Annotated in this window: 21 protein-coding genes; 12 read left to right on the top strand and 9 right to left on the bottom strand. The window is 47.1% G+C overall.

Annotation, left to right across the window (positions count from 1 at the left end; genetic code table 11):
- Positions 1–18 precede the first annotated feature (18 nt).
- Entirely contained in the window at positions 19–483 is a 465-nt protein-coding gene (asnC, locus tag A9237_RS07820) for a transcriptional regulator AsnC (RefSeq protein ID WP_005430014.1), read from the bottom strand.
- Positions 484–598: 115 nt separating this feature from the next.
- Here asnC and A9237_RS07815 point away from each other — a divergent pair, with 115 nt between their 5' ends.
- The 3 genes from A9237_RS07815 (at position 599) to A9237_RS07805 (ending at position 5,414) form a co-directional block, all read left to right on the top strand.
- Entirely contained in the window at positions 599–3,724 is a 3,126-nt protein-coding gene (locus A9237_RS07815; protein ID WP_078607993.1) for an EAL domain-containing protein, read from the top strand.
- Positions 3,725–3,827: 103 nt separating this feature from the next.
- Entirely contained in the window at positions 3,828–4,607 is a 780-nt protein-coding gene (locus A9237_RS07810; RefSeq protein WP_045414301.1) for a class I SAM-dependent methyltransferase, read from the top strand.
- Positions 4,608–4,814: 207 nt separating this feature from the next.
- Positions 4,815–5,414 carry a hypothetical protein gene (locus A9237_RS07805; protein ID WP_078607992.1) on the top strand — a complete coding sequence of 200 codons (600 nt, stop codon included), beginning with the start codon at positions 4,815–4,817 and terminating at the stop codon, positions 5,412–5,414.
- A gap of 71 nt (positions 5,415–5,485) precedes the next feature.
- Here the strand turns inward: A9237_RS07805 and A9237_RS07800 are convergent, their stop codons facing one another.
- Entirely contained in the window at positions 5,486–6,364 is an 879-nt protein-coding gene (locus A9237_RS07800; RefSeq protein WP_005434580.1) for a carboxylate/amino acid/amine transporter, read from the bottom strand.
- Positions 6,365–6,434: 70 nt separating this feature from the next.
- Positions 6,435–6,860 carry a universal stress protein UspA gene (gene uspA, locus A9237_RS07795; RefSeq protein WP_005434578.1) on the bottom strand — a complete coding sequence of 142 codons (426 nt, stop codon included), beginning with the start codon at positions 6,858–6,860 and terminating at the stop codon, positions 6,435–6,437.
- A gap of 156 nt (positions 6,861–7,016) precedes the next feature.
- Here uspA and ftnA point away from each other — a divergent pair, with 156 nt between their 5' ends.
- From ftnA to A9237_RS07780, 3 genes are all read left to right on the top strand, one after another.
- Entirely contained in the window at positions 7,017–7,544 is a 528-nt protein-coding gene (gene ftnA, locus A9237_RS07790; RefSeq protein ID WP_005434576.1) for a non-heme ferritin, read from the top strand.
- A 90-nt stretch (positions 7,545–7,634) separates the two neighbouring features.
- Positions 7,635–7,958 (top strand): universal stress protein UspB, encoded by a 324-nt coding sequence (gene uspB / locus A9237_RS07785; protein WP_005448571.1) that lies wholly within the window; start codon positions 7,635–7,637, stop codon positions 7,956–7,958.
- A gap of 154 nt (positions 7,959–8,112) precedes the next feature.
- On the top strand, positions 8,113–9,306 hold the full coding sequence (locus tag A9237_RS07780; protein WP_005448562.1) for a BaiN/RdsA family NAD(P)/FAD-dependent oxidoreductase: 1,194 nt from the start codon (positions 8,113–8,115) through the stop codon (positions 9,304–9,306).
- Positions 9,307–9,401: 95 nt separating this feature from the next.
- Here A9237_RS07780 and A9237_RS07775 read toward each other — a convergent pair whose 3' ends face one another.
- The 6 genes from A9237_RS07775 to A9237_RS07750 all read right to left on the bottom strand — a co-directional run bounded on the left by A9237_RS07775 (position 9,402) and on the right by A9237_RS07750 (position 15,918).
- Positions 9,402–10,163, bottom strand: a complete 762-nt coding sequence (locus A9237_RS07775) for a hypothetical protein (RefSeq protein WP_078607991.1) — start codon at positions 10,161–10,163, stop codon at positions 9,402–9,404.
- Positions 10,148–10,669, bottom strand: a complete 522-nt coding sequence (locus tag A9237_RS07770) for an RNA polymerase sigma factor (protein WP_078607990.1) — start codon at positions 10,667–10,669, stop codon at positions 10,148–10,150. The genes A9237_RS07775 and A9237_RS07770 overlap by 16 nt, the downstream gene beginning before the upstream one ends.
- Positions 10,670–10,679: 10 nt before the next feature.
- Entirely contained in the window at positions 10,680–11,387 is a 708-nt protein-coding gene (locus A9237_RS07765; RefSeq protein ID WP_078608710.1) for a hypothetical protein, read from the bottom strand.
- Positions 11,388–11,401: 14 nt separating this feature from the next.
- Entirely contained in the window at positions 11,402–12,199 is a 798-nt protein-coding gene (locus A9237_RS07760) for a substrate-binding domain-containing protein (protein ID WP_078607989.1), read from the bottom strand.
- A 166-nt stretch (positions 12,200–12,365) separates the two neighbouring features.
- A complete protein-coding gene (locus tag A9237_RS07755) occupies positions 12,366–14,813 on the bottom strand; it encodes a sensor domain-containing protein (RefSeq protein WP_078607988.1) in 2,448 nt (815 codons plus the stop codon).
- A gap of 196 nt (positions 14,814–15,009) precedes the next feature.
- Positions 15,010–15,918 (bottom strand): DMT family transporter, encoded by a 909-nt coding sequence (locus A9237_RS07750; protein ID WP_078607987.1) that lies wholly within the window; start codon positions 15,916–15,918, stop codon positions 15,010–15,012.
- Positions 15,919–16,087: 169 nt separating this feature from the next.
- Between A9237_RS07750 and rmuC the strand changes: the two genes are divergently transcribed.
- The 6 genes from rmuC (at position 16,088) to tatB (ending at position 21,455) form a co-directional block, all read left to right on the top strand.
- Complete coding sequence (rmuC, locus tag A9237_RS07745) at positions 16,088–17,620, top strand: DNA recombination protein RmuC (protein WP_005434560.1); 1,533 nt, start codon at positions 16,088–16,090, stop codon at positions 17,618–17,620.
- A gap of 78 nt (positions 17,621–17,698) precedes the next feature.
- Positions 17,699–18,478 (top strand): bifunctional demethylmenaquinone methyltransferase/2-methoxy-6-polyprenyl-1,4-benzoquinol methylase UbiE, encoded by a 780-nt coding sequence (ubiE, locus tag A9237_RS07740; RefSeq protein ID WP_005434558.1) that lies wholly within the window; start codon positions 17,699–17,701, stop codon positions 18,476–18,478.
- Between the two features lie 11 nt (positions 18,479–18,489).
- Positions 18,490–19,125: a ubiquinone biosynthesis accessory factor UbiJ gene (locus A9237_RS07735; protein WP_005448553.1), complete on the top strand. Its 636-nt coding sequence runs from the start codon at positions 18,490–18,492 to the stop codon at positions 19,123–19,125.
- Complete coding sequence (gene ubiB / locus A9237_RS07730) at positions 19,122–20,756, top strand: ubiquinone biosynthesis regulatory protein kinase UbiB (RefSeq protein WP_005434553.1); 1,635 nt, start codon at positions 19,122–19,124, stop codon at positions 20,754–20,756. The genes A9237_RS07735 and ubiB overlap by 4 nt, the downstream gene beginning before the upstream one ends.
- A gap of 48 nt (positions 20,757–20,804) precedes the next feature.
- Entirely contained in the window at positions 20,805–21,053 is a 249-nt protein-coding gene (tatA, locus tag A9237_RS07725; protein WP_005429959.1) for a Sec-independent protein translocase subunit TatA, read from the top strand.
- Positions 21,054–21,056: 3 nt separating this feature from the next.
- Entirely contained in the window at positions 21,057–21,455 is a 399-nt protein-coding gene (tatB, locus tag A9237_RS07720) for a Sec-independent protein translocase protein TatB (RefSeq protein ID WP_005430029.1), read from the top strand.
- Positions 21,456–21,521: the final 66 nt, after the last annotated feature.

The following is a 21,521-nucleotide window of genomic DNA, read 5'->3' as shown; positions in this document are numbered from 1 at the left end:
AGCATCTGATTCAGGGCGTTATGGATTTACGCTGCGATTGATCGGGTTTTGCAGCGAAATCAGCGTCTCGGTGGATTGCACTTCGTCGATCGCTTGAAGCTTATCAATCAATACAAATTGCAGCTCTTCAATCGACTTGCACATCAATTTGACGAATATGTTATACGCGCCCGTGGTGTAGTAAGCTTCTACCACTTCATCGAGGGCATTGAGCTTTTCTAGCGCTGAATGATAGTCGCGCGCGGCATTCAAGTTGATGCCGATAAAGCAACATACGTCATATCCTAGCTTTTTGGTATTGACGATTACCTCAGTACCTTCGATGATGTCCGCCGCTTTCATTTTCTCGATACGAACGTGGATGGTCGCTGGACTGACATTAAACTGTTTTGCCATTTCCGCGTAAGGCTTACGCGCATCTGCCATCAGAGTTTTGAGAATAGCGCGATCAAGATCGTCGAGTTTAGGCAAGCTCGCATTCATACAATTATTTCCGTTGGGTATGAGGTTTAAAGTTCATTTTATACTCACAGCGGACAGGATTCACAAGGTTTACGCAGGGATAACCGCGAGGTAGCTCTGAAGTCATGGAGTTGATGTGCCATTTTTTCTGTTTTGCATAGCGATCATGTTCAGTGCTGTCGCTGCGGCGCAAGAACAAAAAGTCCTCGTTGTTCACTCTTACCACCAAGGTTTCTTCTGGACTGACTCTATCCAGCGTGGTTTCACCCAGCAGCTTGAAGGGCATCAGCTCGATACGCGCGTCTTGTATCTCGATTCCAAGCGTAGCCAAAGCCAGCACTTCTTCAGTCAGCTGGAGTCCCTTTACCGTACCAAACTGAGCGAAGAGCATTTCGACGCGATCGTGGTCAGCGATAACAATGCACTTGCTTTGATGCAGCGTTTGTCTTCGGTTATCAAAGATACACCAGTGATTTTCAGCGGCATCAACAACTATCATCCTGCACTGCATCAGGGGTTGAAGGCGACAGGTGTGATTGAGGATGTCGATCTGTCCGCCAACCTCGCCTTAATTGAGCGTTTGCATCCGACCCACAAACAAATCCTTATTGTTAGTGACCATTCTGTTACTGGGGCGGCACTTCGTGCTCAGATCGAAGACTTTCTTGATGATAATCCAGCATATCGCGACAAAATCCGTCATTTAGTGCCGGAAACAGTAGACGACTTAAAACAACAAGTGTCGCAAATGAACATCGATAACGTAGTGCTGTTTTGGACTTACTACCGCGATATTCACGGTAACGTTGCGACCGATAAAGACTGGCGTGACATCAACCAAGCCTCTAACGCACCGCTGTTTATGGTGCACGATATTGGACTTGGGCATGGTGCAGTCGGCGGTGTGATTCAAACCGGTTATCGCCAAGGTTTTGAAGCTGCGAAGTTATTGGCGCAAGTGCTGGATAACCCACAGCAACCTTTACCTGCAATTGTGCGTGCAGAATCGGACATTAAACTCGACTATCAATCGGTTGTGCGTTGGGGTTTAGGCGCAGAACAAGAAGCCTCGTCGGTGTTCTTCAATAAGCCGGTGGAATTTACTGAGCGTTACGCCCGAGAAATCAAGCTGTTTGGCAGTGTGTTGGTGGCGATGACCATCGTGATTATGCTGCTTAGTTACTACTTACATCGCATTCGTCGCAGCGAAAGTATTGCTCGCGAGAGCCAGACGATTTTAGAGTCGGTGTTTGACCAAAGCATGCAGTACATGGGCATTCTCGACCAACATGGTTTGCTTAAATCTGGTAACGATCGTCTGCAATCGTTACTCAATCATCAGGATATGCGTCTCGATCGTCCGCTTTGGCATCATAAAAACTGGAGCGAAGACGCACGCCAGTTACTTGCCAATTACTTCCAATCCAGCCATCGCCAAGTCTCCACTTTTGAAACGGAGATCTGGAGTAAAGAACATGGCGCTATGGTGCTGGAAGTGTCGCTCAAACCGTTTTCTCAGCAAGTGGCAAACCAAGAGCAATACTTGTTTGAAGCGCGTGATATCACCAGCCGTAAAGCGATGGAAGACAAGCTCTACCAACGTGAATCGAGTTTGCGTAACTACTACGAGCAGCAACCGGTAATGATGGTGACGTTAGATAACAATAACCGCATTCAGGAAGTGAACCGCTTTGCTCAGCAGCTTTTGGGTTATCAACCGTTGGATATGTTGGGGCATCGCCTACGTGAGTTCTATTCGGATGAAAAAGCGCTGATCCCACGCCAAGTGCTATTACAACCGCAGCAAGTGATGCACGGCGTTTGGCGTCGCGAAATCGAATATCGTCATGCGGATGGTCACCGCGTTTGGGTGCGTGAAAACATTCGCCCATTAAGAGATTCCGACCAACTGCTGATCGTAGGTGAAGACATCACTGAGACTAAGAAGCTCGCCAAACAGCTAGAGTATCAAGCACGTTACGATTTGCTCACTGACACCTACAACCGCAACTATTTCGAGTTAGAGCTGCAAACTGCACTGCGAGAAGTAGAAAGCCACCGTCGTGTGCATGCAATGTTGTACCTCGATCTCGACCAGCTCAAAGTGCTTAACGATACCGTGGGTCACGATGCCGGTGATGCGGCTATTCAGTTCTGTGCCAGCATGTTGGAAGAGGTACTGCCATACAATGCAGTCTTGGCGCGCATGGGCGGTGATGAATTTGCTGTGTTGTTGAAAGATTGCGATGAGCACGGTGCGATTAATGTGGCGAAGCAGATTATCACGACCTTGAGCGAACAGCTTTTCCGTTGGGAAGACACGCAACTATTTATGAGTTGCTCAGTGGGCATTCGTATTATCGACCACACCGCCGAAACGCCACAAATGGTCCACGCTCAAGCAGATTCAGCGTGTCATGTTGCCAAAGAGCAGGGACGGAATCGTTACAACCTATTCAGCTTAGATAACGAAGAGCTGCAGCGTCGCCAGTTAGAAATGCAGAGCGTTAATCTAGTGCACGAAGCGCTGTCGAGTAAGCGTCTTGAACTGTTTGCTCAGCGCATTGTTAACTTAAGCGGTGAAGGTTCACCATTGTGCTTTGAGATTCTGGTACGTATTCGTGATGCACAGGGCAATTACTTGTCTCCTGGTGTTTTTATCCCAGCTTCTGAGCGCTACAACATCGCGCACTGGATTGATAAACAAGTAATCACCCAAACCCTAGAATGGTTTGAAGCTCGCCCAGAGATAGTAGAAAAACTCGGACGCTGCGCGATCAACTTGTCCGGTCAGTCGATGGGGAATCAAGAGTTTATTGACTTCCTGCTGGAGCGTTTGCAGTCGTCCTCGATTCCTTGTGAGAAGATCTGTTTAGAAATTACCGAAACTGCAGCGATGAGCAATATCGACCAAGCGCTTGGCTTCTTCACTCGCGTACGCACGCTGGGCTGTTTGATTGCGTTGGACGATTTTGGTTCTGGCTTGTCTTCTTTTGGCTACTTAAAGCAACTTCCTGTCGATATCGTGAAAATTGATGGTCTTTTCGTGCGAGATATCAACGTAAACGAGATGGATCGTGTGATGGTGCGTTCAATCAACGACTTAGCCAAGCAGATGGGCAAAGTCACGGTGGCGGAATTTGTTGAGAATGACCAAGTCAGAGAGCTGCTGATCGAGCTTGGTGTCGACTATGGGCAAGGTTATGGCATTGGGCATCCTAAACCTCTGGCTGAACTGGTCGACGAACTCCAACAGCTTTAGCTATCCAGACGAACGCCATCTAACTTCTCCCCAACCTAGCAATTAGAGGTGGGTTGGGTATACACTCAGCGCCAGTTAAACCGATTTTTACTGGAGCCTCCTTTTGCAACTGCAATTGATTTGTGAAGACCCATCTCAACAGTCTCACCTTGATGAACTCGCTGCGCGTTGGCAGCTTTCTCACACTGATGACAGTGACTTTGCCTTAGTCCTAACGACAGAGCGTTTAGAGCTGCGTAAAGTGGATGAGCCAAAGCTGGGTGCAATCTTTGTGGATTTGATTGGTGGTGCAGTAGGTCATCGTCGCAAATTCGGTGGCGGTAAAGGTCAGGCTATCGCGAAAGCCGCAGGTTTGAACAAAGGCGCAACCCCAACCGTGCTTGATGGCACAGCGGGCTTAGGGCGTGATGCGTTCGTATTGGCGTCGCTAGGCTGTAAAGTCCAGATGGTTGAGCGTCACCCAGTGGTCGCTGCATTGTTGGATGACGGTTTGGCTCGTGCGAAACACGATCCAGAGATCGGTACTTGGGTATCAGAGCGCATGTCTTTGATTCACGCTTCTAGCCATGATGCGTTAGAACAATTGGCGCAAGATAAAGACTTTATCCAGCCAGATGTGGTTTATCTCGACCCAATGTACCCGCACCCTGAAAACAAAAAGAAATCGGCATTAGTGAAAAAAGAGATGCGCGTCTTCCAATCTCTGGTTGGTGCAGATCTTGATGCGGATGGCTTGCTGGCGCCTGCAATGGCATTGGCGAGTAAGCGTGTGGTGGTCAAACGCCCTGATTACGCCAACTGGCTTGATGAGCAAAAGCCGAGCATGGCAATCGAAACCAAAAAGAACCGTTTCGATGTGTATGTGAAGGCATCAATGGCGTAATTCGACTAAACGTCTGACGACAAAAAACTTCTTCTCACAGTGCCTAATTTGGCGCTGTGTTTGTATCTGGTGTTTGCTCTGCTTATTGATACTTTTCTCTTGCTAATTCGGCATACTAACTGTATATCTAACTAAGAATTATTATTATTTCACTTGTGTGATGCTGTAGAGTAAAACAGTCGAGAATTGGGAAGCTGGAGTAGAAGCATGGCGAAACGTTTATGTAAGATGAGCCGCAAACAGATTGCTGAGAGTTTGGGTGATATTCACCGCTTGGTGGTAGCACCTAAGTTTGTCTGCCGCTCTTGTGCTCGTTCTTCTGCCTCTAAAAACACCTTGTGTAAGCCTGCCGCGATTCCACCTCAAAAGTGCCAAGACAAACCGCTGTCCGAGCAACAGGCTTGTGGTCTATTGGCGGAAGCACTGCCAACCCCATCTCTAACTCAAGATACCCCAATCATCATGACGCCAGAGCAAAGCGCTGAGAAAGCCGCGATCGTTAAACGTGTTGTGGAACGAGTGAAAGAGAAAAAACTGGCAGCAAAAGTCGCAGCCGTAACCTCAACCACTAAGCTAGAGGCGCCAGATATGTTTGATTTATCAGATAAGAAAGCGCTGAAAAAGGCGAAGAAAGCGGTTAAGAAACATTACAAGCAGCAGAAAAAGTTGCTTAAGTTAGCCAAAAAGCAGCAAAAATTGCTCAAACGCCAGCGTAAGCTTGAAGCGCGAAATGCCAAACTAGAGGTGTTGCTGCCAACGCCACCAAACACGTTGTTGAGCACAAGCTCGCAAGCCAAAGTGCATTAATCGAATCAAAAAAAACGCTCTCCAGTTGGAGAGCGTTTTTTATTGTCGAAATGTTTTTAGGGTTAGCTGTGTTACTTGTTGGCGTAACTCATCTCTACGCGTTTTTTCACCCAAGTTTCGTTAATCCACAGTGATAGCATGATGATCGCACCACCAATGGCAAGTCGCGTCACATCAACATCGCGGTTCCAAATTACGATATTCACAATCAAACCAGCAGGGACGAGCGCATTGTTCATTACTGCAAGTGCACCCGCGTTGACCATGGTTGCGCCTTTGTTCCACGCAAAGTAACCAAAGCCTGATGCAATCAAACCAAGGTAAGTCAGAATGCCCCATTGCGTAGCTGTGGTTGGCATCTTGTCTAAGTTACCCATCAAAGCAAAAGCGACGGTCGCTACGCATAATGCGCCTAAGTAGAAGTAGCCAAATACCGTGTGCTGCGGCAGTTCAACCGACTCGGTTTCCATAATGTATTTATAGCCGACCTGACCGATGGCAAAACACAGGTTCGCCCCTTGTACGACCAAAAAGCCCATCAAGAAGTTTTCATTGATGCCTGCAAACTTAATCCACGCCGCGCCCAGCACTGCAATCGCCGCCGTGACCAAATACCAAGGCGAGAATCGACCTTTCAAGAAGTCATAAATCAAGGTGACGTAAATAGGGGTAAATACGGTGAACAGCAGTACTTCTGGTACAGAAAGGAGTAGGAAAGACTGGTAGTAGAAGCAATACATTAAGCCGAGTTGGAAGCCGCCCACGATCATCAATTTCGCGATCAGAGATTTGCTTACGCCACGGAATTTTAAGAAAGGAATGAAGACTAGGCTCGCCAGCGCAACGCGCATAAAAACAGAGAACCAAGAGTCAACCTGACCGGCAAGGTAAACGCCGATCAGGCTAAATGAGAATGCCCAAAGTAGGGTAACTGCGGATAGATAAGCCATGGATGAGAATCTTTATCAACAACAAATGTGCCCGCAGTCTAACCAAGTTTTAAGGTCACGCCAACGCAAATCAGTCTTTTAGCGGTACGACCAGCATATCGACAGGTGAGCAGTTAATAAGCTGACGCGTCGACGAAAGAATCTTGCTCCAGAAATCTTGGTGATGACCACAAACCACCAAATCAATATTGTAGTCCTGAATGGTATCGCACAGCTCGTTACTCAAATCACCGCTACCGACTAACGTATGCGTGATTGGGTACTCTGCGTATTCTTCAAAATTCGCTAACTGTGTACGAGACGCTTCCATCGCTTGGTGTTGCGCCTCCGCCATGTTGATGTCGATAAGCCCGGTGTAAAGCTCGGCGTAATTCACATCGATATGAATGAAAGAGACTTTCGCATCCAGAGGTTTAGCCAGTGACACGGCTTTCTTAATCAACACTTTACTGTCGTCTGAGAGGTCGACTGCCACAAGTACGTGTTTGTAACTCATATTGCTATCTCCTTGATAAGGTCATAGTGTCAGATTAGCACTAAGTCTCAGATAATTTTGCTGAAGTGATCTCATATCAATATCGTAGGTACAAAGTGTTGCCACAGTAATCATGTTATAGTGGCGCAAAACGCATGCACATAAATAGGAGTTAACATGCTGTCTCAAACTATGGTTGAACAATTGAATGAGCAAATTAACCTAGAATTTTTCTCATCCAATCTATACTTACAAATGAGTGCTTGGTGTGAAGACAAAGGTTTTGAAGGTGCGGCTGAATTTTTACGCGCTCACGCCGTAGAAGAAATGGAGCACATGCAACGTCTTTTCACTTATGTAAGTGAAACTGGCTCAATGCCAATCCTAGGTGCGATTGAAGCACCTAAGCATGACTTTGCTAGCCTTGGCGATGTTTTCCGTGAAACCTACGAACATGAGCAAATGATCACGGAAAAGATCAACAAATTGGCGCATGTTGCATTTACAAGCCAAGACTACTCAACGTTTAACTTCCTACAGTGGTACGTGGCTGAACAGCACGAAGAAGAGAAGTTGTTTAAAGGGATTTTAGATAAGATCGAACTAGTTGGTGAAGACGGTAAAGCATTGTTCTTCATCGATAAAGATCTAGCACAAATGGCAAAAGAAGGTTCATCTTCAATTATGGGTGCTCCAGCTGCATAACGTGTTCCCGACGCGGTAAGCAGCGGGTTAAGGACGAAGCATTGGTCGTCTTTATCTCTTGAGCATCGTTGAAGATGTAGGGAGGAAAAGATGATCAGTGGAGACACAATCTTATTTGCGCTAATGGTAGTAACGGGAGTAAACATGGTCCGTTATCTCACCGCTCTTCGTTCTTTAATTTACATCATGCGTGAAGCGCATCCTTTGCTTTATCAGCAAGTGGATGGCAATGGATTTTTCACCACCCATGGTAACGTCACCAAACAGGTGCGGCTGTACCATTACATTAAGAGTAAAGAGTATCACCATCATCATGATGAGATCTTTACTGGCAAATGCGAAAGGGTGCGCGGGTTATTCATTTTATCGACCGCTTTACTTGGTGTGACCCTACTGGCTGCCTTCATTCTTTAAGCCAGCAAGCTGTGCTTGGAATTTAAGCGCTTTTCCCGCTCGACTTTTGTCGTTAGAATAGCGCCCGCAGAAAGCAAGGATGTGCATTACGCACATCCTTTTTTATTTTTGGATTTTGGACAAACCAATCTAAATAAGTAATTGAGCGTTACCCATGAGTAAGAAATTTGATGTTGTTGTAATCGGCGCAGGTGCGGCGGGTTTGATGTGTGCAGCAGAAGCAGGCAAACGCGGACGCAGTGTGCTCGTGCTGGATCATGCGAAAAAGCCAGGACGTAAAATCCTTATCTCAGGTGGTGGTCGTTGTAACTTCACTAACTACGACGTCTCAGCGAGCAACTACTTATGCCAAAACCCACACTTCGTGAAATCGGCGTTGTCTCAGTATACCAACTGGGACTTTATCTCAATGGTCAGCAAGCATGGCATCGAGTTTGAAGAGCGCGATCACGGACAGTTGTTCTGTGTTGATGCGTTTACTGCAAAAGACATCGTTAAGATGCTACTAGCAGAATGCGATATGCCAAACATCCAACAACGCTACCAATGTGATGTACATTCGATCGAGAAAACCGATGCGGGCTTCCGTCTGCATGCTGGTACTGAAAATATCGAATGTGAATCTTTGGTGGTAGCAACGGGTGGTCTGTCGATGCCTAAACTGGGCGCGACGCCATTCGGCTACAAGATTGCTGAACAGTTCGAGATCCCGGTAATTACCACTACAGCAGGTCTGGTGCCGTTTACGCTGCACAAAGAAGACAAAGAAGATTTCGCTGAACTATCGGGCATCGCAATCCCGGCAGAAATCACCGCGCAAGACGGCACCATGTTCAAAGAAGCGTTGCTGTTTACTCACCGCGGCTTGTCTGGCCCATCGGTACTGCAAATCTCGTCATTCTGGAAAGCGGGTCAGAAGGTGACGATTAACCTCGTACCAAACGACGACATCGCTGAACTACTGGAACGCAGCCGTGAGAAGCATCCAAACCAATCGTTGAAGAACACGCTAGCAAAAGTGCTACCAAAGCGTTTGGTTGAAGTGCTGATTGAACGTAAAGAATTAGCAGACAAACCTCTTAAGCAGTTCAACCAGAAAGAGATGGCAACCATCGTTGAGCGTCTAGAAAACTGGGCAGTAGCACCGAACGGCACAGAAGGTTACCGCACTGCAGAAGTGACTCTAGGCGGCGTAGATACTGATCACCTGTCTTCAAAAACCATGGAATGTAAGAACATCAAAGGCTTGTACTTCATTGGCGAAGTGATGGACGTAACCGGATGGTTAGGTGGCTATAACTTCCAATGGTGCTGGTCGAGCGGCTTTGTTGCTGGTCAGTGGGTGTAATACTCAAATCATGATGCGCTGTAGCGATGGAGTCATATGGAAGTCCATCGCTAGTCGCGGATGATCATCTTAGGCTGTGCCTGAAGCCAGAGGTATTATGACTCTTGGCTTAATGACGGGTTGCTTAGCTCTACACAACGTCCTCGATATAAGACCTCGCTATTTGGATCACGATTTGCGGTCACTAACAACTCAGAACTGTTTTTAAGTATTTTCCACTCGCTTGGCGACATATAGCGAACGTTATTTACATTTTTCAGGCTATCAATCAGTTTGAGTTCACCAGTCTCGCCGTCTCTCATCCATACCATTGCTCTGTCCATTGAGATTTTCGTCATCGCTAGGTTGCGCTGCATCCGAATGCTCGATTGACCAGGCTGATCGCCTTGATAGGCAACTAATGCAAAATGGTTTTTCTGGGTTTCAGAAGACATCATGGCTAAATAACTAATAGGGCGTACCTGTGCTACCTCTATGGGTTGCGAGGTTGGCGATACAAGAGGTTGCAGCCACACACCAAGTAGTAGAGAAAAAGCCATGCTAATAGGTATCCACCACCAACGCATATACTTAGTTGGTTTTTGCTTGTTGGTGGTTTTGGATTCTATTTTGGTCCAAGTTTGAATTGGTGGTGGTATTAAATCATCTGTAGGCGTTTCAAAATTGATGGCTGGGCTTAGCCCTGATAGGTGCTGTTGCCATTGTTCGATGTGCTCCCACCATGTTGGGTCTGAGCGCATTAATGCTTCCAATCTTTGGCGGACTCTTGGAGTAAGAGTGCCAAGCACGTATTCGCCAGCCAGTTTGTCTCTCAGATCAGAGCTTTGATAACGCGCGCTTTTTAATGGGTCAGACATCGTTTTAACTCCTGTAAACCTCGGCGAATCCACGACTTCACTGTGCCGAGTGGGGTGCTCACATGGTGGACGATTTCTTGGTGACTCATGCCATGTTGGTAAGCCAAGACAATCGCATTTCTTTTATCTTCAGCAAGTGCCTGTAAGCAGTACTCTAAGCTTTTATCTGCGGTTGAGGTTATTTCTAGGTCAACCTCTTCTGGTGGCTTTACCAGAGGCTCCTCTCTTCGCGAATTCCGCTGCCTTAACTCATCGATGGCGAGATTCCTCATGCTTTGGCATAACCAAGCCCAAGGGTGATTTACTGGGTATTGTTGGTTGCTGTGCCAGAGTTTTACGAACCCCTCCTGAAGTAGATCCGCTGCAAGGTGTTCGTCTTTGACAACACCAAGAATTACGTTGAAAAGCCGGGTACTGGTCAACTGGTAGAGCGCTTCGAAAGCCATTTGGTCTCGAAGCGCTACTTTGGAAAGCAGTAAACCGATCTGATGCTTATTGGTGTTCACGCTTTCCTCATTATTGAACCACGATGTGCCAGAGTTGTTTTATACCATTGCCACCGGTGTCTCCGGGCTTTTGGTCGTTTACCCAACGATAAAGTGGTTTGTTGTTATATGTCCATTGATACGAGTTGTCGTTGCGTTGGATAACACCAAATCCTCCCGTCAACTTGAGATCCTCTGTTCCGTTTTGAATTATTCCTTTGTCCACATAAGCTGGGGGCCACTTGGAGGCGCAATCGTTATAGCAAACGGATTGATTTGGTTTGTCTTTATCAAAGGTATAAAGGGTTTGGTTTTGACTGTCGACCAGATAACGTTGCTTGCCATCGTTAAACAGTTTGATGGTGACATCATCTGTTCTGGCTAGAGGCCAAACGCCTTTTATTCCTGCACCTTTGATCTCCCCCGCCTGAGAGTCTTTAAGCCAACGGTAAAGTGGTTTCCCGTTCAAAGCCCATTGTTTGTCACCGTCTTCTCTCATTATTTGGCTGAAACCAGTCTGTTTTGCGAAGCGTTTGCTGGATTGTTCTGTCACAAGAAGAGGGGGCCATAACTTTTCGCACTTTCCAATACACACAGATTTACCCACGGGGTCTTTGTGGAAGGTATAAAGCGATTTGCCTGAAGCATCTGCATAGACTTCTCCAACGGATGTATTTACTGTCGGTGCTGCAAAGCTAGTAGAAGCAAACAGTAAGGTTGAAAATAATATTGTTTTCACAGTCATTTTCCTCATCAACGAGTCCAGCCTTCACGAGTGAAAAAAGGTTCTCCTTCAATGCTGTTAACGAAATCAATGAAAGCTTGAGTTTGTGGATCTGCGCCTTTTGCTTTTGCTAGCGTGAGATCTCGGTAGATTCGTCTTTCTGGTTCTATTTCTACATAGTCGACTTTATCGGCATGATTGAGTGGCCAGTGAATCCAAGTAATCCACGCATCAGCCTTCTGTTGCTGAAAGGCTTTGAAACTTGCTCCGCTACCTTTCGCGTAAGCAATGATTTTTTTGCGAAAGTTCTGTACGTCAGCAAGTGAACCAGTGCGTCCAACCACGTCTTCCCAAACGCCCGTTCCGGAAGTGTTGTAAACCCCCAAACCTTCAGTAACGACGATTCGTGCTGGTTTCTCGATTAGGTCTTTAATCCCGGTGATATTTTTTGGGTTACCTTTTGGAACCGCAATCACCGCACGGCGTAAGTAAACTGGTTCTACGTTTTGATCCGAAATAAAGGGGTAGGTTTCAACAAAAGCGCTCATGGATTGTTCTGCGGATCCGAAAATAAGGTCTGCATTTCTCTGTGCATCTTTTGTCCACTTTGATTCAGGGCCTGCTATAACGTTCACCGCTATCCCGTTTTTTTTACTAAAAGCTTCAGCGGCATGGCGCAGAGCAGTGTCTGGGCCTCCTGGGCCATAAACATTGATTTCCTCATCTTTTGGCTGATGAGTGATGTTGGGGTCGAGCTCTGGTGATGCCAATGTTGAAGCGCTTGTGACCAGTACGGCCAACCCTGCGGCGAGCATGTGACGTTTCATGTGTTCTCCTAATCATTAAATGAAAGATGCGCGTAGGAGACGAAAGAAATGATCGATTGGATGCAGGTAAGCAAAAATTTTTTGTATTTCGCTAAAAATAATCTCACTGTACAGTGAGGAAAGCTTTTCTGAAGAAAGGAAAAACCGAGCCAGTGATCGGTCTTTTTTATTTAAACAACTTCTCGGCGCGAACAGGGGCGCTAAAGCGGAAGCCTTGTCCGTAGATGCAGCCGCGCTCGAATAGGTATTGAGCTTGCTCGTCGGTTTCGATGCCTTCGGCGACCACTTTCAATGACAGGGTTTGTCCCATCGCGATGATGGCATTCACGATCGCATTGCTGTCGGTATTGCTTGGAACGTCGCTTACGAAAGAGCGGTCAATCTTCAATTTGTTAATTGGCAAACCTTTGAGGTAAGACAGTGACGAGTAACCGGTACCAAAGTCATCAAGAGAGATCTCAATGCCAAGCTCGCGCAGCAAGTTGAGTGATGCGATGGCTTGTTGTGGATCGATCAGTAGGAAGCTTTCGGTGATTTCCAGCTCTAGACGGTGCGCCGGGAATTCGGTCTCTTTGAGAATCACCCCAAGTTTGCTGATGAAGTCTGATTGTTGTAGCTGAAGAGCCGATACGTTTACCGCGAGCTTGCCAAATTCAATGCCGTTATCCAGCCATGCGCGACCTTGCAAGCAAGCTTGCTCTAAGACCCATTTACCAATGCTTTGAATCAAGCCAGTTTTCTCTGCAATCGGGATAAAATCTGCCGGAGAAATCATTCCAAGATCAGGATGTTGCCAGCGTAGCAGGGCTTCTACGCCAACCAGTTCGTTTGCACTTAAGTTGTATTGCGGTTGGTACGCTAAATGAAGTTGGTTTTTCTCAATCGCTTCATGCAAAGCGGACTGCATACGCACGTGAGACACGGATTTATCGGTTAAATCCGGTGAGTAGAACGCGTAGCCGTTACGACCGTTTTTCTTCGCCAAGTACATGGCAGTATCGGCATTCTTGAGCAAGGTTTCGCTGTCTTGTCCGTCTTGAGGATAACGAGCCACGCCCACGCTGGTGGAGATGCGCAGAGACTCGTTCTTACTGACTTCAAAAGGACGGTTGAACAGGCAGAGTATGTCCTCAATAGTGTCGATAAGCTGCGAATCCGACTCGATATTCGGCAATATGATGACAAACTCATCGCCACCAATACGTGCCACATGGGCGCGTAAATGTAACACATCTTGCAGACGTTCAGCGAGTTTAGTCAGCAGCTGGTCACCACAGAAGTGTCCCATGCTGTCGTTGATGTGCTTGAAGTGGTCGATATCGAGGAATAGAGTCGCAAACGCGTGTTGATGCTTCTGACCGTTCTCAATGTGCTGTTCTAGCAAGCTGATCAAATGAGTACGGTTAGGAAGGTTGGTCAATGGATCGTAAAACGCCATGCGTTGTAGCTTTTCTTCGTGCGCTTTTCGTACCGAGATGTCTTCGAATACACAGATGTAGTTGATCAGATGGTTCTTATCGTCCATCACCGCGCTGATGGTGGCGAGTTGTGGGTAAATACTGCCATCTTTTTTGCGGTTGATGAACTCGCCTTTCCATTGCCCTTTGCTTTCCAACTGACGCCACAATTGTTGATAAAACTCGCGGTCGTGATGTCCAGAACGCAAGATATTTGGGTTCTTACCTATCACTTCTTCTGCTGCGTAACCAGTGATGTGAGTGAAGGCGCTGTTTACATCAAGAATGTTGGCTTTGCGGTCGGTGATTACCATCCCTTCGTGGGAGTTATCGAAGATTTTCGACGCCAATGACAACTGAGTTTCTACCATTTTTCGACGAGTGACGTTGCGTGTCATACCCAAAATACCAATTAGCTCTCCGGTTTGATTGCGGATTGGCGATTTGATGGTTTCCAGCCAAGTCGGATTGTTGTTGTCATCAATGAGAGTGCACTCTTCCACCGTGTTTTGGCTGCCCGTAGCGATCACTAACTGGTCGGTATCAATGAACTTCTTCGCTCGACGACTGCTGAATAACTCGAAGTCATTCTTGCCGACGATTTCACTGCCGGTCATTTGCCAAGAGTCTTCAACGCTGCGGTTGGTCATCGCGTAGCGACCATCGGTGCTTTTTATCCACGTGTGGTCTTCTAAGCAATCAATGAATTCTTGTAGGGATGGCAGTAAGTCGGGCAATTGAACATCGTGACGCTGCTGCTCTTTATGGTAAGTCTGAGCAACATCAAAGCCGACGCGTCCTGCCAATGCGCTTAACCATCCAGACATGACAATACCTTGCTCGGTTGGATGAACCAATGCGAAGGCAGCAAACAGCTCACCACTCGGCAACCATATCGGGCAGTAACTCAAGGTTTGGTTTTGAAAGGGCGTTTGTTCAACAACAAGCTGAGGATAGATAAAGTGCTCAGTGGCGGGTTCGAGAATCGCGACGATTTCACGATGATGTTGCGGCGACGTCGCTACTTCACTCAAGCGCCATTGGCGAGTGTAGCTGAAAGTATAAAGCTGACCGTGCGCCTGTGTGGCATCACAGCATTGTTGCAGAGCCTGTTTCCAGTCTGTCATCAATGCAGGGGAGATAGCGAAGCGAAACATAATTAATAAAGCATCCTGAAACGCCCTTGGAATAGTATGGTGAACATCTGACTCAGCGTTCATATCGGGCTTTGGCTATATCGTATCCAAAGCCCGAACAAATCCAAGCAAGGAACACTTCATTAATCGAGTAAACTGTTAGCTAGCTCTCTTTTTTATAAATCGTGTCTCATTTTTGCAATAGTTTCGGACGTCATCATTGAGCGGTATTCGCCTGTTTTTGCTTTTTGCCAAACTTGACTTGTTGAATCACCAAGCCGCTGATGATCAGCACTAAGCCAATCAAAGTGGATGGGTGAATCTCTTCACCAATGATGGTGGCAAGCAGCATGAGCGAGATGAATGGTGAAGCGAAAATAAGGTTGCTGATGCGTGCGGTGTTCTCGGTGAGTTTGAGTGCCGTTAGCCACAACACGAAGGTTACGCCCATTTCAAACAGACCAACATAAGTCACTGCAGCCCAACCTTTCGCGGTGATTTGGCTCCAGTCCGCGCCTTCATAAATGCTTAAACCAATCGCAAACGGAATCGCAACCAGAAAGCCCAATAGCACGCCCACCACTGGATCGGCTTTGTTTTTGGTGTTGAGAATCCAGTAACTTGCCCAAAGCAATGTTGAAAGGAGCGCTAATCCCACACCAAGCGGGCTTTCGAATTCCAGTCCGAGCACGTTGCCTTTGGTGGCAATCACGATGACGCCCAAATAACTAAAACCACAAGCGATCCAGTCTTTATTGCGGATCTTCTGACCCAAGAAAACCGCCGCCATCAAGGTGAGTGTGATCGCCCAACTGTAGTTGATCGCCTGCGCTTGGGAGGCTGGCAATAAGTCGTATGCTTTAAACAAGATGAGGTAGTACGCCAGTGGGTTAATCAATCCGAGCAGTAAGTAGTACCAAGGATTGGCAAGAAACGTTGAACTGAGCTGATTCAGCTTGCCCTGCACGCCACATACCACGATGAGCGCGATGGCTGAGACAATACTCGCCATGGTCAGCATCTGAATCGGTGAGAATTCCGCCAAAGTCAATTTAAATGCGGTCGCTACTGTTGACCAAAGTAATACCGCTGATAGCCCAAATCCTAGGGCGCGACGCTCGTTCATGATGCCTCTGTGTGATGATGTACCGCTCATCGCTGTTGGTTTGAGCAGGTGTGAGTATGTTGTACGGAGCGCCTAGTGTATGCGAGGATTTTTCATCCAACAAACTGGACATTTATCCAGTATGCAAATACCATTATTAAAGATAAAAAACACAGGCTAACTCGCTATTATGCAATGGATTCTTGAGCATCAATCTCTCATTCTGTCTTCTCTTTTTACCGCGACCATCAGCGGTGTTGCAGTGGGTTGGTGGGTTAAACAACGCTTTGCCACGCAAACTCAATTGCTCGAACAACAGCTCTCCTCTGAAAAACAGCTTCATCAACAACAACTTGAACAGGTGAAGCAAAGCCTCGCCGAAGCACAGCAAGAATTGGATGAGCTTGATGACGAGCGCGATAAAGCGGCTTTCGAGGTGCGCCAAACTCACGGTAAATTGATGGCGGCGATGGAAAAACTGCGCTATTTCGAAGCAGTGAAGCAAGAGCGTCAGCAGTATTTTGATGAGCTAGGGCAGATGCGAGAGCACAAATCACGCCTTGAAACCCAACTTGGTGAGCAGCAAGCGCGTCACGAACAAATCAACCAAGCTAATGCAGAAAAGCTGCAAATTCTTGAGCAAGCAGAAGTGCGTTTGAAGCAGCAGTTTGAACACTTAGCGAATCAGTTGTTTGAAGAGAAAACCGCCAAAGTCGACATGCAAAACCGTCAGAGCTTGGAAGGTTTGCTGTCTCCACTCAAAGAGCAGCTGGAAGGGTTCAAAAAACAAGTTAACGACAGTTTTAGCCAAGAAGCCAAAGAGCGTCACACCTTGGTGCATGAGTTGAAGAACCTGCAACGCTTGAACGAGCACATGACCCGAGAAGCAGTCAATCTGACTCAAGCTCTGAAAGGTGACAACAAGCAGCAGGGCAACTGGGGTGAAGTGGTTCTGGCTCGCGTATTAGCAGAGTCTGGTTTGCGTGAAGGGCACGAGTACCAAACTCAAGTGAGCTTGCAAAACGAGGCGGGCAAACGCTATCAGCCGGATGTGATAGTTCACTTGCCGCAAAACAAACAAGTAGTGGTTGATTCGAAAATGGCGCTGGTGGCGTACGAACGTTACTTCAACGCAGAGAACGACATTCAACGTGAACAGGCGCTGAGCGATCACCTAGCCGCGCTGCGCGCGCACATCAAAGGTTTGAGCCTTAAGGATTACCACCAGTTAAAAGGCATCCAAAGCTTAGATTATGTGTTGATGTTTATTCCGGTGGAGCCTGCATTCCAAGTTGCGATTCAAGCCGACCCAAGCTTGGTTAAAGACGCAATGGAACAAAACATTATTTTGGTCAGCCCTACCACTTTGCTGGTGGCGCTACGTACGATAGATAACTTGTGGCGTAACGAACGCCAAAACGAAAACGCCCAATTGATCGCGGAACGAGCGGCGAAGTTGTACGACAAACTACGTTTGTTCATTGATGACATGGAAGGGCTGGGCGGCGCATTAGACAAAGCCAACCAAACGTACCAAGGGGCAATGAATAAACTAGCGACAGGGCGTGGCAACGTGATTCGTCAGGCTGAAAGCTTTAAGCAACTAGGAGTGGAAGTAAAACGTCCAATCTCGCCAGATCTTGCTCAGTTGGCGCAGACAGAGTCATTTTCGGAAAATGCTTCTTTAGTAGAAAGACATCCGGCTGAGGATAAAGTAAACTAATCGCCCGCAGTACAGTGGGCGACCCTATTTGTTATCAACCGCCCCGTAGTGAGAAAGTGCTGCCCAAGAGGAATCAGAATGACGGACACAAGTGTGCAATCAAATACAGCGTTAGATAACGACACTACCCACTTTGGTTTTACCACAGTGGCAAAAGACGAAAAAGTGACCAAAGTTGCCGAAGTTTTCCACTCAGTGGCAGCAAAATACGACATCATGAATGACTTGATGTCAGGTGGCGTTCATCGCCTTTGGAAGCGTTTTACTATTGATTGCAGTGGCGCTCGTCCGGGACAACGCGTTCTCGACCTAGGTGGTGGTACTGGTGACCTGACGGCGAAATTCTCGCGCATTGTTGGCGACCAAGGTCACGTGATCCTAGCGGACATCAACAACTCAATGCTGAATGTGGGTCGTGACAAACTACGCGACAACGGCATTGTGGGTAACGTGCATTACGTTCAAGCGAACGCAGAAGAACTGCCGTTCCCAGATGATTACTTTGACGTGATCACGATTAGCTTCTGTCTACGTAACGTAACCGATAAAGACAAAGCACTGCGCTCTATGTTCCGCGTGTTGAAGCCTGGTGGTCGTTTGTTGGTACTTGAGTTCTCAAAACCAATCCTAGACCCGCTATCAAAAGTGTACGACGCGTACTCATTCCACCTATTGCCAAAAATGGGTGAGCTAGTAGCGAACGACGCAGACAGCTACCGTTACCTAGCTGAATCTATCCGCATGCACCCAGACCAAGATACGTTGGAAGGCATGATGAAAGAAGCGGGCTTCGAAAACACCAAATACTACAACCTAACGGGTGGTATTGTGGCGCTGCACCGCGGCTACAAATTCTAAGGATAAGCGGTATGCCATTTGAACCACTTATCACTGCCGTTATTGAAACGACGCTAAATACTCTGATTAAAGACGATCCTGAATTGGGTCGTCGTTTGTCACGTCTTAAAGGTCAGGTGATTCAAATTCACCTGAAAGAAATCAATAAGACGCTGACGTTCATCTTTAGCCAGCAAATCGATGTTTTGGGTAACTACGAAGGTCAGCCAGATTGTTATCTGTCGCTGAATCTAAGCGTCCTGCCTGAGTTGCGCGATCAAGCCAACATCACTCGCCTTATCAAGCAAGACAAACTTGAGCTTGAAGGTGACATTCAATTGGCACAGAAATTCTCTCAATTGATGGTGGATTGCAAACCTGATATCGAAGAGTGGCTGTCTCGCGTGACGGGTGATGTCGTGGCACATACTTTTGTGCAAGGCACCAAAAACGTCGGCGGTTTCTTTGCTTCTCAAGCAGAAAAACACCAGCGCCATCTTGCTCAAGTGGTAACAGAAGAGTGGAAACTGGCGCCAGCACCGCTAGAAATTGCCCACTTCTGTGACCAAGTGGATGACGTTCGTAGCCAAGCTTCTCGCGTTGAAGCGCGTCTAAACGCACTACTAAACAAGTTCGATTCGGATAAGCCTGCGCTGGAGAACTCATGACGCCAGCAGAAATAAAGCGCTTATACCACATCATTAAAGTTCAGCTGGAATACGGCTTGGATGAGTTGTTGCCTGATCATCAACTGACCAAAGCGCCGCTTTTGATGCGCAAAAGCCTATTCTGGATGAAGAACAAGCACCCAGAAAAACCGCTGGGTGAACGCCTTCGTCTCGCTCTACAAGAACTTGGTCCAGTTTGGATTAAGTTCGGTCAGATGATGTCGACTCGCCGCGACCTTTTCCCTCCGCATATCGCTGATCCTCTTGCGCTTTTGCAAGACCAAGTTGCGCCATTTGATGGGCAGTTAGCGAAAGAACAAATGGAACTCGCTCTGGGCGGTCCATTAGAAAACTGGTTTACTGAATTTGATATCAAACCGTTAGCGTCTGCGTCGATTGCTCAGGTGCATACAGCGCGATTAAAAGACACTAACCAAGAAGTGGTATTAAAGGTCATCCGTCCAGATATTCGTCCGGTCATTGATTCAGATCTAAAACTGATGCACCGAATGGCGCGTATAGTCGCCGGAGCGATGCCTGAAGCACGTCGTTTAAAACCAGTTGAAGTGGTTCGCGAGTACGAAAAAACCTTACTTGATGAACTCGATTTGCGTCGTGAAGCGGCGAACGCGATTCAACTGCGTCGTAACTTCGAAGGCAGTGAAGAGCTTTACGTACCAGAAGTTTTTCCTGACTTTAGTAATGAAACTGTCATGGTTTCTGAGCGAATATATGGCATCCAAGTCTCTGATATTGAAGGCTTGGAAGCGAATGGCACCAATATGAAATTGCTCGCGGAACGCGGTGTGAGTGTGTTTTTCACTCAGGTGTTCCGAGACAGCTTTTTCCATGCCGACATGCACCCGGGCAACGTGTTCGTTAAACCGGAGCATCCAGAGAATCCGATGTGGATTGGGCTGGATTGCGGGATCGTTGGTACACTTAATAGTGAAGACAAACGCTATCTGGCGGAAAACTTCCTCGCTTTCTTCAATCGTGACTACCGCCGCGTAGCGGAATTGCACGTTGATTCGGGGTGGGTACCTGCCGATACCAATGTCGATGAATTTGAATTTGCGATTCGCATTGTGTGTGAGCCAATTTTTGCTAAACCACTGTGTGAAATCTCTTTCGGTCACGTACTGTTGAACCTGTTCAACACTGCGCGTCGATTCAATATGGAAGTGCAGCCGCAGCTTGTATTGCTACAAAAAACGCTGTTGTACGTCGAAGGACTGGGTCGCCAGTTGTACCCGCAACTAGATTTGTGGGAGACCGCGAAACCTTTCCTTGAAGAATGGATGATGAACCAAGTCGGTCCGCAAGCTTTAGTGAATGCCATTAAAGACCGTGCACCGTTTTGGGCAGAGAAGTTACCGGAACTGCCGGAGCTGCTTTACGATAGCCTTAAACAAGGTAAAGCCATGAATCAACGCATGGATCAGCTTTATCAAGGTTACCGTCACAGCAAGCGTCAGCAGGCGACAGGAAAGTTTTTATTTGGCGTTGGAGCCACTTTAGTCGTATGCTCGGCAATATTGGTGGATAACGCTTATGAGCAGCTATCGATCGCTAGCGGTATCGCAGGGGTCACATTTTGGTTGCTTAGTTGGCGAGCTTATCGTCGATAGACGTTAAACTCTTGAAATAATTTTGTTTAAAGACCCGAGGTAAAAAGAATGGGTGGTATCAGTGTTTGGCAACTTCTAATCATTGCTGTAATTGTTGTATTGCTATTCGGAACTAAGAAACTACGCGGTATCGGTGGCGATCTGGGTGGTGCCGTTAAGGGCTTCAAAAAAGCAATGAGCGAAGATGAGCCTGCGAAGAAAGACGACAAAGACGCAGACTTCGAGCCAAAAAGTCTAGAAGAGCAGCAAAAGAAAGAAGCAGCTCCTGAATCGAAAAAAGACAAAGAGCAGGCGTAAAACGTGTTTGATATCGGTTTTTGGGAACTGGTATTAATATCTGTTGTTGGTCTGGTTGTTCTTGGTCCAGAGCGTTTGCCACATGCCATCCGCAGTGTCTCTCGTTTTGTCGGAGCAGCGAAGAGTATGGCAAATAGCGTCAAAGACGAGTTGTCACACGAGCTGAAAGTTCAAGAACTGCAAGAAAACTTGCGCAAAGCTGAGCAAATGGGGATGGATGATCTATCTCCTGAGTTGAAATCTTCGGTCGAAGAATTGAAGAAAGCGGCGCAATCTGTAAACCGCCCTTACGCGGAACCAACCAAATCAGAAGCGGAGCCTAAACAAGAGGCACCTGCGACTGAAACCGTTGAGAAAGCGGAAGAGATTAAGGTTACAGCGGCAGATAAGAAAGCCGAATAGTCTCATTAGGAGGAGCTACTAGTGATTGGTAGCTCCTTTTTGATCAGGTTTTAAAAAAGAGGTTTG

The organism is Vibrio owensii, from assembly GCF_002021755.1.
In the GTDB taxonomy this organism is placed as follows: Bacteria; Pseudomonadota; Gammaproteobacteria; order Enterobacterales; family Vibrionaceae; genus Vibrio; species Vibrio owensii.
The sequence above is the reverse complement of the archived record's forward strand: the minus strand, read 5'-3'. Positions and strand labels throughout refer to the sequence as shown.

Bases quoted from the DNA above. Each gene is read 5' to 3' on its own strand.
- asnC (WP_005430014.1), bottom strand. From the start codon at position 483: ATGAATGCGAGCTTGCCTAAACTCGACGATCTTGATCGCGCTATTCTC.
- A9237_RS07805 (WP_078607992.1), top strand. From the start codon at position 4,815: ATGGCGAAACGTTTATGTAAGATGAGCCGCAAACAGATTGCTGAGAGT.
- A9237_RS07800 (WP_005434580.1), bottom strand. From the start codon at position 6,364: ATGGCTTATCTATCCGCAGTTACCCTACTTTGGGCATTCTCATTTAGC.
- uspA (WP_005434578.1), bottom strand. From the start codon at position 6,860: ATGAGTTACAAACACGTACTTGTGGCAGTCGACCTCTCAGACGACAGT.
- ftnA (WP_005434576.1), top strand. From the start codon at position 7,017: ATGCTGTCTCAAACTATGGTTGAACAATTGAATGAGCAAATTAACCTA.
- uspB (WP_005448571.1), top strand. From the start codon at position 7,635: ATGATCAGTGGAGACACAATCTTATTTGCGCTAATGGTAGTAACGGGA.
- A9237_RS07780 (WP_005448562.1), top strand. From the start codon at position 8,113: ATGAGTAAGAAATTTGATGTTGTTGTAATCGGCGCAGGTGCGGCGGGT.
- A9237_RS07775 (WP_078607991.1), bottom strand. From the start codon at position 10,163: ATGTCTGACCCATTAAAAAGCGCGCGTTATCAAAGCTCTGATCTGAGA.
- A9237_RS07760 (WP_078607989.1), bottom strand. From the start codon at position 12,199: ATGAAACGTCACATGCTCGCCGCAGGGTTGGCCGTACTGGTCACAAGC.
- A9237_RS07755 (WP_078607988.1), bottom strand. From the start codon at position 14,813: ATGTTTCGCTTCGCTATCTCCCCTGCATTGATGACAGACTGGAAACAG.
- A9237_RS07750 (WP_078607987.1), bottom strand. From the start codon at position 15,918: ATGAACGAGCGTCGCGCCCTAGGATTTGGGCTATCAGCGGTATTACTT.
- rmuC (WP_005434560.1), top strand. From the start codon at position 16,088: ATGCAATGGATTCTTGAGCATCAATCTCTCATTCTGTCTTCTCTTTTT.
- ubiE (WP_005434558.1), top strand. From the start codon at position 17,699: ATGACGGACACAAGTGTGCAATCAAATACAGCGTTAGATAACGACACT.
- A9237_RS07735 (WP_005448553.1), top strand. From the start codon at position 18,490: ATGCCATTTGAACCACTTATCACTGCCGTTATTGAAACGACGCTAAAT.
- ubiB (WP_005434553.1), top strand. From the start codon at position 19,122: ATGACGCCAGCAGAAATAAAGCGCTTATACCACATCATTAAAGTTCAG.
- tatA (WP_005429959.1), top strand. From the start codon at position 20,805: ATGGGTGGTATCAGTGTTTGGCAACTTCTAATCATTGCTGTAATTGTT.